Consider the following 12816-nt stretch of genomic DNA (forward strand, 5'->3'; position numbering starts at 1 on the left):
GTCTTCAATGATACAATGGAAGGCTGGAATTCCATCAACGGCGATCGTATGCAAAGACTCATCGAGGGACTACAAAAATTTCGAGAAGGTTATTTCTCTTCCCACCGTGACCTCTTTGAGCAACTTTCTCACGGCCAACATCCCCGCATTCTCTTCATCTGTTGTTCCGATTCCCGGGTGGACCCCAATTTAATCACCCAATCGGAAGTGGGCGACCTGTTTGTTATTCGCAACGCTGGCAATATTATTCCCCCCTATGGAGCAGCCAACGGTGGGGAAGGGGCAGCCATGGAATATGCCCTAGTGGCGCTGGAAATTAATCAGATCATCGTCTGTGGCCATTCCCACTGCGGAGCCATGAAAGGTCTGCTCAAACTCAACTCTCTCCAGGAAAAACTTCCTCTGGTGTACGATTGGCTCAAACATACGGAAGCCACCCGCCGTCTAGTTCTAGACAATTACAGCCATCTGGAAGGGGAAGATTTGATTGAAGTTGCTGTGGCAGAAAATATTCTCACCCAACTCAAAAACCTCCAGACCTATCCCGCCATCCATTCCCGGTTACATCGGGGAGACCTTTCCCTCCACGGCTGGATTTATCGCATTGAAGAGGGTGAAGTACTGGCCTACGACGGTGTACTCCATGATTTTGTCGCCCCCCAAAGTCGCATCAATGCCCTGGAGCCGGAGGATGAGTACGCTCTCCATCCCAACTCACCCCTGATTTCCTACGATGCGTTTAAGGTTCCCGGCAAGGAACGTCCTGGTCGTGAGAAAGCAACAGAATCCCCAGCTCCCCAACTGTCTCCTTTACCTGGTTTTGGCCATTTGCCCAGGGAACAGGCGGAGCGCATTTATCGAGGCTCCCGTTAGACTGGGTTAAACCCCATTGCAACCTTTGTCGGATAAACGCAAACAATGCCAATTTTAGGTAGGAATTGACCGGGTGCTGAATTCACTAATTGCTGACTTTAGGATTATTTTTGAGCGAGATCCCGCTGCCCGCAATTGGTTAGAGGTGCTGTTTTGTTATCCTGGCTTGCAAGCTTTACTAATACATAGATTTTCTCATCGTCTTTATACTCTCGGGCTACCTTTCTTTCCTCGCCTAATGTCCCACCTTGCCCGCTTTTTCACCGGCATTGAAATCCATCCAGGGGCCCAGATTGGCCAGGGCGTGTTCATTGACCATGGCATGGGGGTAGTGATCGGTGAAACGGCGATCGTGGGGGACTATTCTTTGATTTACCAAGGGGTAACTCTGGGGGGCACAGGAAAAGAAAGTGGCAAGCGTCACCCGACCCTGGGGGAAAATGTGGTGGTGGGAGCTGGTGCTAAGGTATTGGGTAACATTGCCATCGGTGATAATGTCCGCATTGGGGCGGGGTCAGTGGTGTTACGGGACGTGCCAGCAGATTTTACGGTGGTGGGGGTGCCAGGGCGCATGGTGCATCCTTCCGGGGAAAGGGTTAATCCTTTGGAACATGGTAAGTTACCAGATTCGGAGGGCAAAGTAATTCGCCTATTATTAGAAAGAATTGAATTACTAGAGCAACAGGTGGCCACCTTACAACAGCAACAATCGGAACAGGCCTGGGAATCGGATTATCGCTCCTGCTCTGAAACTGACCGGGAACCGGTGCTCTGTCGCCTTGGCGATCGCGAAATTGAAGAATTTTTGGGGGGCACCCTCTGATATTCTCCCGGTAGCCATAACTGGGATGGGATGTGGAGGGGCATAGGAGGTGACTATTTGTTGGTTCACTTAGGAATTTTGGACAGAACTTTGGTGGTTAACCACACACTGTCGCCAAACTTGCCCCATTTTGCTCCGAGGGAATTTTCTGGGGTTGGTGTTGCGGGAAAAGCCTTGGCGATCGCCTTTTTTTGTCCTCAATTTTTGGCCGGATGTTTTTTCCTGTTTAATAAAATCTTTCTAATTGTCTTAAGATGTGAACGCAAGGCCGTCCTCAAGGGCGGGGTTTCAGACCCATTTTTTCGATGAATAACCAACAACTTTGGCAACGTTATCAAGATTGGCTTTATTACCATGGTGGCCTCGATTTTTACCTGGATGTGAGCCGCATGGGATTTAGTGATGCTTTGGTAGAAGATTTGCAACCCAAGTTTGCCAAAGCTTTTCAAGATATGGTGGCGCTGGAAAAAGGGGCGATCGCCAACCCAGACGAACAACGCATGGTGGGGCATTACTGGCTACGCAATCCGGCCCTGGCCCCCAATGATGGGATCCGGGCTGAAATCACTGAACCATTACGGCAAATCAAAGCCTTTGTCGCTGACGTACACCAAGGGAACATAAAACCCCCCACAGCCCCTAAATTTACCGACCTGCTGGCGATCGGCATTGGTGGTTCGGCTCTAGGCCCCCAATTTGTGGCCCAGGCCTTGGCCCCCAATTTCCCTCCCTTGGCGATTCACTTCATCGATAACTCTGACCCCGACGGCATTGACCGGGTGCTGAACTGCTTAAAAGCCCAAGACAAACTAAAAAGTACGCTAGTGGTGACCACTAGTAAATCCGGCGGCACCCCCGAACCCCGCAATGGTCTGGCGGAAACGAAGGCAGTATTTGAAGCCCAGGGCCTTCATTTTGCCGATTATGCGGTGGCGGTGACCATGCCCGGCAGTAAACTTTCCCAGCAGGCCCAGACGGAACAATGGTTACAAGCTTTTCCCATGCAGGATTGGGTGGGTGGGAGAACCTCTGAGTTATCGGCGGTGGGACTATTACCGGCCGCTCTCCAGGGCATTGACATTCAGGCCATGCTCGACGGGGCTAAAACCATGGATGAAGCCACTAGGGTGAGGGAATTAAGACAAAATCCAGCGGCTCTATTGGCGTTAGCTTGGTATTATGCCGGGGATGGCCAAGGGAAAAAAGACATGGTGATTCTCCCCTATAAAGATAGGCTGTTGTTATTTAGTCGCTATTTGCAACAGTTGGTTATGGAATCCCTCGGTAAAGAGCGGGATTTGGATGGCAATGTGGTCCACCAGGGCATTGCAGTCTATGGCAATAAGGGTTCTACGGATCAACATGCCTACGTCCAGCAGTTGCGGGATGGGGTGCCCAACTTTTTTGCCACTTTCATTGAGGTATTGCACGATCGCCAAGGGCCATCCCTAGAGTTAGAGCCGGGGGTCACCAGTGGGGATTATTTATCGGGATTTTTGCAGGGCACCAGGCAAGCGCTATTTGAAAATCAACGGGACTCCATCACTGTCACCATTCCCGAGGTGGACGCTACCAGCGTTGGGGCTTTGATTGCCCTATATGAAAGAGCAGTGAGTTTTTATGGTTCCTTGGTGAACGTCAACGCCTACCATCAACCGGGGGTAGAAGCGGGGAAAAAGGCCGCCGCCTCGATTTTGGAACTACAGAAGGCGATTCTCTCTACCCTACAAAATGAATCCGGGCCCATTGCCCTAGAAGCGTTGGCCACCAAAGTGCAAGCACCAGAACAGGTGGAAACGGTGTATAAAATAGTCCGCCATTTAGCCGCCAATGACCGGGGCGTGACCCTCCAGGGCGATCGCCAATTTCCCCAACGGCTGCAAATCCAGTGGCGGAGTTAAGACAGATTAATTCTCAATTGTTAATGGTGGACCAGGTAATCGCGGCTGAATTCAGAAGCAATTCGGTTCCTGGTCAATGGCAACGTGTTATAAAAAGAAAAGTTTGTTTACCTGAGTATTAATTCCTAGGCACGGCAAACCTTGGCCGCTTTATAGCCCATGAATCCATAAACAAAATCTGTCCGACCTTCCATTTGGAGATAAACCTTTATAAATGACTGCCACGATTCCCCCGTTGACACCAACGGTAACGCCCAGCAATCCCGATCGCCCGATTGCGGATCTCAAACTACAAGACATCATTAAAACCCTGCCCAAGGAATGCTTCGAGAAAAAAGCGAGCAAAGCCTGGGCTTCTGTTTTGATTACCCTAGGGGCGATCGCCGTGGGCTATTTGGGCATTATTTATCTGCCCTGGTACTGCTTGCCCATTACCTGGATCTGGACAGGGACAGCCTTAACGGGGGCCTTCGTTGTCGGCCATGACTGTGGCCATCGCTCCTTTGCTAAAAAACGCTGGGTCAATGATTTAGTGGGACATATCGCTTTTGCTCCCCTCATCTACCCTTTCCATAGCTGGCGCCTACTCCACGACCACCATCACCTCCACACCAACAAAATTGAGGTTGATAACGCCTGGGATCCCTGGAGTGTGGAAGCTTTCCAAGCCAGCCCGGCGATCGTCCGGCTTTTTTATCGGGCCATCCGGGGTCCCTTCTGGTGGACTGGTTCCATTTTCCATTGGAGCTTAATGCACTTCAAACTTTCCAACTTTGCCCAAAGGGACCGCAATAAAGTCAAATTATCCATTGCCGTTGTCTTCCTGTTTGCGGCGATCGCCTTTCCTGCCCTAATTATCACCACAGGGGTGTGGGGTTTCGTCAAATTTTGGCTAATGCCCTGGTTGGTGTATCACTTTTGGATGAGCACTTTTACCATTGTGCACCACACCATTCCCGAAATTCGTTTCCGTCCCGCCGCCGATTGGAGTGCCGCCGAAGCCCAGTTAAATGGTACTGTTCACTGCGATTATCCCCGTTGGGTGGAAGTGCTCTGCCATGACATCAACGTCCATATTCCCCACCACCTCTCCGTTGCCATCCCTTCCTATAACCTACGACTAGCCCACGGAAGTTTAAAAGAAAACTGGGGACCTTTTCTTTACGAGCGCACCTTTAACTGGCAATTAATGCAACAAATTAGTGGGCAATGTCATTTATATGACCCCGAACATGGCTACCGCACCTTCGGCTCCCTGAAAAAAGTTTAATACTGGGACAACTAGTAATTTTTGACCCATGATTGGTCAGTAATTAACTTTGACTGATCCCCAGGGAGAGAAATACCAGATCACAAATTAACTATCTTGGAATGCGGCCATCGAGCTGTATTCCTTTTTTCTTTTCTTGGTGAGGAAAAAAACTTTCTAAGTGGGCAGATGGGAGCGGTTCAGACTAGAAAGATCCACTCGGCCAAAATGAATGCTAAACGCAACCTGCATATTCTCCAAGGTTTTCACTAGCCAAGGTACCCCTTCCCGGGCCACCGACTCATAATGATTAAACAAAATTGAAAAACGTTTTTCCAAATAAGGCTTAACCTTGGAGCAGAAAAGCACAATTTTTAGCAATACGCCAATGGTCTTCTTCACACCAATATTGGAAATTAGATCAATAAAGACATAGTGATCAGGATTTTTGCTACCTTCCACCACCAAAAAGTTGAGCAACTGACTAGAAGTCCGCATCATTAAAAATTCTGTTGGCTTCTGTTGATTGCACTCTGGATAGGCATTTTGGAATAGATCAAATAATTTCTTATCAAAACTTCCTTGTTTGTAATTATTCTGTAGGGAGCCCCGGATATATTCGTAAAGTTCATCCTTAAAAGTGCCAAAAGATTGGGTATAGGCCACATGGTTACGAAAACTTTTGGAAAGGGACCGGTAACTCTGACCGTTTTCCACGGAACCAACAAAATGTTTGAGGGAACTGTTTAGATCCCGATCACTCAGTAGGGTGGGATTTTGCACGGGCTTGATCAATTCCTTATCCGGCAAGATGAGTCCGGCTTTATTAGTTCTGGCCATGCGCACCCGGTAGGTGACGTACTGAGAAAGGTTAATTTCAAACTTACGCTCATTTTGAGCTTTGATGCGGTGGATAGTTTGGCGATGTTCCCGACTGCTGTCATCCCCCATAAGACAATAATCATACAGATAGGGATAGCGGTGGATAAGGGTGCCGACGGAGCTAGATTTCGTTTCAAACTTGGTGCTGACAACGCTGGCCAATCTTTTCAAGCGGACAAATTGTTCGCTCAAGGTAAAGTTTTTAACTAGTTGGCGGATGTTACCTTTTGTATTACCCCCGGGGCTGATGTTAGCCACTGCTTTTTCCACCATATTTACCAGCTGGGGAATGGAACGCTGGGTTTGGGGAGAAAGTTGCCAATAGTTGATCAGAATATAGCAACAACGGTTAAAAAAGTAGTTAAATTCTTCGGTATTATTTTTAACTCTAATTACTTTTTCTAAGTGGGTAGAAACTTGTCCTTGGGAACTGCCCTGTCCGCTCAAAAAAAGATTACCCATTACTTCCAATACCCGTTCCCCTTCCACCGACTGGACCAAGTCGAGCAGATAATCATAAATTGCCTGCTCGTCATTCATTTTGTAGGGGTCGCTAGCCTGGGGATGGTTATAGTTCACAGTGGTAACCCTCTTTGGGGAAAAGGGGGCAAATTGGGAGCAGGAAAAATCGATAATGAAAACGAAATCATGAGATAAGGTCAAAGACACCCTGGGCCTTTAATCAGGCACCGCTGTGGATGGTAAGATACACCCTGGTCCCATCGGAATAAAACCAGGATGTTTTTACTGGTCATTACTGGCTTCCGATTTTTCTGTATCTATTTCTCCTCCAATGTAAGTGATGCAAGCACCCATGGGAGGTGATCTAGATCACAGATAAAAATTGCAAATGACTTAACATTCCTGAGTCAATTCTAACTCAGTTTTCCTCCGCCATATTTTTCACTCCTATTCTTTCCCATGAACTCCAAACTTTCCCTATTTGACATCCGTACATTCCTAGAAAGTTGTCTATTGTCTGTTACCAATCTTTCCGAGGATATACGGATAAATAATATTTGCACCGATACAAGATCTTTGGTGTCAGGGGACCTATTTCTTGCCTTGCGGGGGGAAAGTTTTGATGGCCATAGCTTCATTCCCCAGGCCTTGACGGCGGGGGCGATCGCCGTGGTGACGGATCGGCCAGTGGAGGGATTAGGGGAGACGGTGGCCCAATTTTTAGTGGAAGATACTTTGGTGGCCTATCAACACATCGCAGCGGGATGGCGACAACGGTTTACCATTCCCATCATTGGGGTAACCGGTTCTGTGGGTAAGACCACCACCAAAGAATTAATTGCGGCGGTGTTGTCCCAGTTTGGCAATGTGCATAAAACCAGAGCTAATTACAACAATGAAATTGGGGTGCCGAAAACTTTGTTGGAACTATCCCCAGACCATGATTTTGCCATTGTGGAAATGGCCATGCGGGGTCGGGGGCAAATTGCTCTTTTGGCGGATATTGCCAAGCCCACCATCGGTTTAATTACTAACGTTGGCACTGCCCACATTGGTCTTTTAGGCTCGGAGTTGGCGATCGCCGAAGCCAAGTGTGAATTACTAGCCCACCAACCGCCCGAGAGCACCGCCATTCTCAATCGGGATAATGCTTTGTTAATGGAGACAGCCCAACGGTTTTGGCAGGGAAAAACCATTACCTATGGCCTAGAAGGGGGAGATGTGCACGGGACAGTGGATGGGGAAAATTTAATCCTTGATGGAGTTAGTTTGCCTTTGCCCCTAGCCGGTGTCCACAATGCCTCTAATTACCTAGCGGCGATCGCCGTGGCCCAATGTTTAGGGTTGGACTGGCAGCAGTTACAGTCGGGGCTGACGGTGGAGTTACCCAAGGGGCGGGCCCGTCGTTACCAATGGGGCCAGGACGTGGTTCTATTGGATGAAACCTATAACGCTGGCTTGGAATCCATGTTGGCATCCTTGGATTTATTGGCCAATACCCCTGGGAAGCGACGTTTAGCAGTGCTGGGGGCGATGAAGGAACTGGGAGATTATGGCCCGACATTTCACCAACGGGTGGGGGCCAAAGTGAAAGCCCTAGGTTTAGACGGTCTTTTCCTATTAGCCAATGATCCCAATACCGATGCCATTGCCGCCGGGGCTAACGGTGTGGAGACCCAATCCTTCAGCGATGGGCCTAGTTTAGTGGCAGCCCTAAAAACTACCCTCCAACCAGGCGATCGCCTCCTGTTTAAAGCATCCAATTCCGTCGGTCTAGGGGCTGTGGTCAGTCAGTTGTTGGCAGAAAATCCCACTTCGGTTTAAAACGGCAAGGCTTGAGTCAGTTAAAAATGGGGTTAATCTCACTCCAGCGGGATCAATCGAGATCAATAGGTGTGGGGTTGGTTGGCAGTGGCATCCAACAAATGGCCTAAAACCAGATGGTTAAGAACATGGCTAAAAACGTCTATCCAAACCAATCTGGCCTTATCCCTTCAGAGGGTTTTGAGGTAATTCAATAAATCCGCCATCTCCTGGGGATTGGGTTCAAACTGGGGCATGGGAGGAGTTTGACCACTCACCACCTGATGAATGATGTGGCTCTGGGACCGCCGTTGGGATACCCCCCAAAGACTGGGGCCAATGTAACCGTCAGCTTGGATGCCATGGCAAACTGCACAGTTAGCTTGAAAAATGGCCCGACCCCTATCCGCATCTCCTTTGAGAGCGAGTACCTGGCTTACATAGGGGTCAAAGTTCATAAAACTAAACAAAGCCACTGCCAATATCACCAGGGAAACAATGCCTGCCATAATCCATATCCCAGTGGGGGAAGCATTTACCGTGGCAACAGTTGGACTTTTTTCGATTACAGGGGCCATGGGTTAAGAACGATTGGTCAAGGTGGCCAGAACCACCACTCAGAAACTTAATCTAACTTAATCTATTGTATTGATGCCGGGCATTCCTGTCTTTGCTCAGTCCCAGATTGAAGTCCGGATTAACCCTGTTGACAAACTAAAACTCCCCCGATATCGATACCCAGAATTTTCCTAGGTCGGGGGGGGAGCATTGACAAAAATCTATCCAGCTCGGCCCCAATGGATCAGCAAGGGCCCGCCGGCTTATAGGGGAGCAACTTGCACTTCCACCGTAGCGATGACTTCGGGGTGCAGTTTGATTTGGGCTTGGTAAAAACCAGTTTTGTGGATATCCGGCAGACTGATGCCCCGGCGATCGAGACTTTGGTTGGTAGCCGCTTCCACTGCATCGGCCACTTCCTGGGTGGTAACGGTACCAAAAATAGCTTCCGCTTCCCCTACTTGTTTTTTGATCACAAATCGACCGATGGTTTCCAGGGCCACTTTGCGGGCTTCAGCGGCATCTTTTTCCGCTTTAAGCCGTTCTAGTTCCTTGAGCCTTCTTTGTTCCACCTGGCGCAAAATACCAGGGGTGGCCACCACTCCCAGACCCTTGGGAATGAGATAGTTCCGGGCATAACCGGGGGCCACTTCCACTAAATCGCCGGTGAAACCTAGTTTATTGATAGTTTCGTTTAAAACGACCTTGACTCGCTTTGCCATAACCGTAATTTTTCCAATATGAAGTTTGTTTAGCTTGTGGAGCAATTCACAAACCTCCATCTTAACCTTTAGGGGGAATCCCGCCAAAATTGGCGATCGCCAGGGAGCAATTTTTACCTGGGGCAATGGACAGAAAGGCAAAGTTACTCTGTTACCATGGGGGACGGCCCTCCGCAACCAGATGCCAATGTCCAGTCTGATTTCCCTTTTTCGCCAACATTATCCCCAGGGCAGTCTCTGCTGTGACCTGCTCGAAATTGACCGGGGGTTATATATAGTCCAAGCCAGCATCACCTTAGAAGGCATTGTGGTGGCCAGCGCGTTAGCAGCCCAGTCTCCCCTAGAAGCTGCTGAGGATTTAGCCAAAGAAAGGGCGATCGCCAGCTTGGATTTAACCCATATTTCATCAACAGTCCCACAGTCTTCCCCAACAGCCATTGTTGAAGATATGGAAGCGAAGCCATCGCCCCCACCTTCCTCCCCTAAAAAAGAAAGTAAATCTCCGAAGCAGAACCATAAAGTCGTTACTCCCCCCGCCATTGTCAATCCGACACCGGTAACTCCTGCGCATCCCCCTACTCCCGTTGTTGAAAAGTCGCCGGAAGTTGAGGCGGCGATCGCCCCTGAGCCAACCTTAACCCCCGCTCCCATTTCCTTTCCCCCTAGTCCTGATCCAGTGCTGTCCTTAGAGGAGCCGACCCCGCCTCCGGCAATGGTCAATAGCACCTTTAATCAACCGGAAGAGTCCGCTCCTATTGACTCCGAACTTCAACTCGACTTTGCGACCCCAGAATTACCCCTCGCTGTTGAAGCTAAACCAGATTCGCCTGAACCGGATATGGCGGTCTCCGGAGCAACAGAACTGCCCGCAGGACCCATGGACTTTTCGGAAATTATTGCCCGCAGTAACCTGGAACTAAAACGACTGGGCTGGACCAGTGACCAGGGACGGAACTATCTTTTGCAAACCTATGGCAAACGTTCCCGTCAGTTATTATCCGATGAGCAGTTAATCGAGTTCCTTGCTTACCTGGAACAACAGCCAGACCCAAATTAATCGGATTGATCCTGCTTTTGTCCCAGGGTTGGTAAAACATAAATCCCCGGGACATTTTATAGGCTTAACTAGCTAGAACTTTTTCTGTTTCTGCGGCGATCGCCGTTGGACTGAGAACTGTTTCTTCTACTTTGTCCTGTTGTTGGCGGCTGAGATAATCTCGCAATTGTTCACCAATTTCCTGGCGGACAATTTCCCGGTATTGGAGGAAATGTTCGTTATGGGCGCAAAGGGTGATGTAGTGCTCAAACACGGCGGGATTATGGCGCAAAATACCGAAAGCATGGTGCCAGAAGCGGAACCTAGTGTCCCGTTTAACGCCCTGCCGCCAAATTACAATCGCCAAAGCCTTTAAATCCACTAAATTGGGGAGTTTGAAAGCGGTCTTGCATTTCGGTGCCCCCAGCTTGAGAAAACAACGGTAATTGCGGTCTAAATAGCCATGGGGATCGTATAACTCCCAGAAAGCCTCCACATACTCGTTGGCAATGTCTTCCAAGGGGCGAGTGGGAATAAAGTTCATCAACGTGGTTTGGTTGATGTTGCCTTTGCTCTCATCCAGCAGGCGATTTTCCCGTTTTAGTCGATGCCACAGGGCTGTGTTGGGTAAAGCCTGGAGCATGGCAAAGGTGGTGGTGGGAATGGCCGTCTGTTCCGCAAAACGGACAATGCGATCGCCAGCCCCCTGTTTTTCCCCATCAAAACCGATGATGAAGCCCGCCATGGGTCGCAGACCAGCTTTGATGATTTTATCAACGGAGTCCGCGAGGGAATTACGGGTATTTTGGAATTTTTTGGTGAATTCTAAACTCTCTTCATCGGGGGTTTCAATGCCCAAAAAGACCGCATCAAAATAGCACTCCACCATCAAATCCATTAATTCCTGGTCATCGGCCAAATCCACCGAGGCTTCAGTGTTGAATCTAAAGGGATATTGGTGCTCTTCCTGCCAAACTTTCAGTTCCTTGAGCAGTAATTTAACGTTGCGCTTATTGCCGATGAAATTGTCATCCACCATAAACACCGATCGCCGCCAACCCAACTCGTAAAGATAATCCAATTCCCTGAGTAACTGGGCTGGTTCCTTGGTGCGAGGCTTACGGCCGTAGAGGACAATAATGTCGCAAAATTCACACTGGAAAGGACAACCCCGGGAAAACTGCACCGACATGGAATCGTAGGCATCCAATTCCAGCAGGTCATAGCGGGGAATGGGGGTAGTGGTAACGTCGGGTTTTTCTTGGGCCCGGATAATACCTGCTGTTTCCCCCCGCTCCAACGCTTCCACAAACAGGGGTAGGGTAATTTCCCCTTCGTCCAAAATCAAAAAGTCTGCTCCGGCATTCTGCACTTCATCCGGTACTGACGTGGCAAAGGGGCCTCCCACTGCGACCAACTTACCGTGGGCCTTAGCTTCCTTGATGTTTTCCACCATGTCATCCCGCTGGACAATCATGCCGGAAATGATTACTACTTCCGCCCAATCCCATTCCGCTTCGGTCACATTGCGGACATTGCGGTCCACCAGCTTAAACTCCCATTCTTGAGGGAGAATGCCCGCCACGGTGATCAACCCTAGGGGAGGCAATAAAACCTTCCGACCCACTAGCTCCAGAATTTTTTCGTAGGACCAGAAAGTAGGGGGAAACAACGGATAGATTAATAGGGCGCGCATGGCTTCTCGCTAAGGGAAGATTTATGTTAAAAAATCTAGGAATTGATTAGGTATGGGCTCAACTTTAGCTAAAGCTAGCACACCCTTGCCAGGAAGTCCCCGAAAGCCAGACCGTTGGCATAGATAAATCCTATGGTTAACCATGGTTATCCCCTAGGCCGCTCCCTCTTGTCCATAGCTATGGCTATGTTGGGGGCATTGTCATTGGTTTTTCCCTTGCCTCTGTTAACCCAAGACATGGTTGACAGTGAGCGTTCCCTGCCATTGCTGGGGGACCATCCCCTGGAGGAAAGGTTAATTGATGGCATGGATGAGGGGATCAAAAAAAATTACCGGGGGGCGATCGCCATTTTTACGGAATTAATTCTGCTAGATCCTAGCTATGCTGATGCCTATTTTAATCGGGGTATTGCCCGGGCCAGAATAGCGGACTACCAAGGGGCGATCACCGACCACAGCCAGGCCATTACCCTAAACCCCCAATTGGCCGAAGCCTACAAAGCTAGGGGGAAAATTTATTGGCAATTAGGAGAGCAAGCCCAAGCCATTGCTGACCTAGAAGCGGCCCTAGCCCTTTTCTCTGACCAGGAAAATCTTGTGAGCCAACGGGAAGCCTGGGAACAACTGCAAACATGGCATGGTAATCCTTAAGAGCCTGTTTGGAAAGTTTTATTCCGCCCCCTAAATCGACCCACTAAAGCTCCGGCAATACTGGAGGACTTTCACTCATTTCCCCCCAAATTTGGAGGGCCAGGGGGGCTTTTCAAACACGTTCTTAAATAGGCCCCAATATTTCTTCTCAACTTCTCCG

General features: G+C 49.3%; 11 protein-coding genes. 7 read left to right on the forward strand and 4 right to left on the reverse strand.

What is annotated here, in order from left to right:
* Positions 1-48: 48 nt before the first annotated feature.
* The 4 genes from H6G46_RS10265 to H6G46_RS10280 all read left to right on the forward strand — a co-directional run bounded on the left by H6G46_RS10265 (position 49) and on the right by H6G46_RS10280 (position 4867).
* Positions 49-873 (forward strand): carbonic anhydrase, encoded by an 825-nt coding sequence (locus tag H6G46_RS10265; RefSeq protein WP_020861796.1) that lies wholly within the window; start codon positions 49-51, stop codon positions 871-873.
* 73 nt (positions 874-946) lie between these two features.
* Positions 947-1696 carry a serine O-acetyltransferase gene (gene cysE, locus H6G46_RS10270; protein WP_010872790.1) on the forward strand — a complete coding sequence of 250 codons (750 nt, stop codon included), beginning with the start codon at positions 947-949 and terminating at the stop codon, positions 1694-1696.
* 305 nt (positions 1697-2001) lie between these two features.
* Positions 2002-3597 carry a glucose-6-phosphate isomerase gene (locus H6G46_RS10275; protein ID WP_010872791.1) on the forward strand — a complete coding sequence of 532 codons (1596 nt, stop codon included), beginning with the start codon at positions 2002-2004 and terminating at the stop codon, positions 3595-3597.
* 214 nt (positions 3598-3811) lie between these two features.
* Positions 3812-4867 carry a fatty acid desaturase gene (locus tag H6G46_RS10280; protein WP_010872792.1) on the forward strand — a complete coding sequence of 352 codons (1056 nt, stop codon included), beginning with the start codon at positions 3812-3814 and terminating at the stop codon, positions 4865-4867.
* Between the two features lie 156 nt (positions 4868-5023).
* On the opposite strand, the gene H6G46_RS10285 is transcribed toward H6G46_RS10280, so the two are convergent.
* Entirely contained in the window at positions 5024-6397 is a 1374-nt protein-coding gene (locus H6G46_RS10285) for a hypothetical protein (protein WP_010872793.1), read from the reverse strand.
* 252 nt (positions 6398-6649) lie between these two features.
* Here H6G46_RS10285 and murF point away from each other — a divergent pair, with 252 nt between their 5' ends.
* Positions 6650-8014 (forward strand): UDP-N-acetylmuramoyl-tripeptide--D-alanyl-D-alanine ligase, encoded by a 1365-nt coding sequence (gene murF, locus H6G46_RS10290; RefSeq protein WP_010872794.1) that lies wholly within the window; start codon positions 6650-6652, stop codon positions 8012-8014.
* A gap of 170 nt (positions 8015-8184) precedes the next feature.
* On the opposite strand, the gene H6G46_RS10295 is transcribed toward murF, so the two are convergent.
* Together H6G46_RS10295 and rplI are read right to left on the reverse strand one after the other, a co-directional pair.
* Positions 8185-8571, reverse strand: coding sequence for a cytochrome c (locus tag H6G46_RS10295; protein ID WP_010872795.1), 387 nt, complete (start codon positions 8569-8571; stop codon positions 8185-8187).
* Positions 8572-8814: 243 nt separating this feature from the next.
* Complete coding sequence (gene rplI / locus H6G46_RS10300; RefSeq protein WP_010872796.1) at positions 8815-9273, reverse strand: 50S ribosomal protein L9; 459 nt, start codon at positions 9271-9273, stop codon at positions 8815-8817.
* 181 nt (positions 9274-9454) lie between these two features.
* Here rplI and H6G46_RS10305 point away from each other — a divergent pair, with 181 nt between their 5' ends.
* Positions 9455-10330 carry a hypothetical protein gene (locus H6G46_RS10305; RefSeq protein ID WP_010872797.1) on the forward strand — a complete coding sequence of 292 codons (876 nt, stop codon included), beginning with the start codon at positions 9455-9457 and terminating at the stop codon, positions 10328-10330.
* 64 nt (positions 10331-10394) lie between these two features.
* Here the strand turns inward: H6G46_RS10305 and H6G46_RS10310 are convergent, their stop codons facing one another.
* Complete coding sequence (locus H6G46_RS10310; protein ID WP_010872798.1) at positions 10395-12005, reverse strand: B12-binding domain-containing radical SAM protein; 1611 nt, start codon at positions 12003-12005, stop codon at positions 10395-10397.
* 132 nt (positions 12006-12137) lie between these two features.
* Between H6G46_RS10310 and H6G46_RS10315 the strand changes: the two genes are divergently transcribed.
* A complete protein-coding gene (locus H6G46_RS10315) occupies positions 12138-12656 on the forward strand; it encodes a tetratricopeptide repeat protein (RefSeq protein WP_010872799.1) in 519 nt (172 codons plus the stop codon).
* The last annotated feature ends 160 nt before the right edge of the window (positions 12657-12816 follow it).

Source organism: Synechocystis sp. FACHB-908 (genome assembly GCF_014698595.1).
Classification (GTDB): Bacteria; Cyanobacteriota; Cyanobacteriia; order Cyanobacteriales; family Microcystaceae; genus Synechocystis.

What these genes read in the sequence shown, in the direction of transcription:
- murF (WP_010872794.1), top strand. Translation starts at nt 6,650, where the DNA reads ATGAACTCCAAACTTTCCCTATTTGACATCCGTACATTCCTAGAAAGT.
- H6G46_RS10275 (WP_010872791.1), top strand. Translation starts at nt 2,002, where the DNA reads ATGAATAACCAACAACTTTGGCAACGTTATCAAGATTGGCTTTATTAC.
- H6G46_RS10310 (WP_010872798.1), bottom strand. Translation starts at nt 12,005, where the DNA reads ATGCGCGCCCTATTAATCTATCCGTTGTTTCCCCCTACTTTCTGGTCC.
- H6G46_RS10280 (WP_010872792.1), top strand. Translation starts at nt 3,812, where the DNA reads ATGACTGCCACGATTCCCCCGTTGACACCAACGGTAACGCCCAGCAAT.
- H6G46_RS10305 (WP_010872797.1), top strand. Translation starts at nt 9,455, where the DNA reads ATGCCAATGTCCAGTCTGATTTCCCTTTTTCGCCAACATTATCCCCAG.
- H6G46_RS10315 (WP_010872799.1), top strand. Translation starts at nt 12,138, where the DNA reads ATGGTTAACCATGGTTATCCCCTAGGCCGCTCCCTCTTGTCCATAGCT.
- H6G46_RS10295 (WP_010872795.1), bottom strand. Translation starts at nt 8,571, where the DNA reads ATGGCCCCTGTAATCGAAAAAAGTCCAACTGTTGCCACGGTAAATGCT.
- H6G46_RS10265 (WP_020861796.1), top strand. Translation starts at nt 49, where the DNA reads ATGCAAAGACTCATCGAGGGACTACAAAAATTTCGAGAAGGTTATTTC.
- rplI (WP_010872796.1), bottom strand. Translation starts at nt 9,273, where the DNA reads ATGGCAAAGCGAGTCAAGGTCGTTTTAAACGAAACTATCAATAAACTA.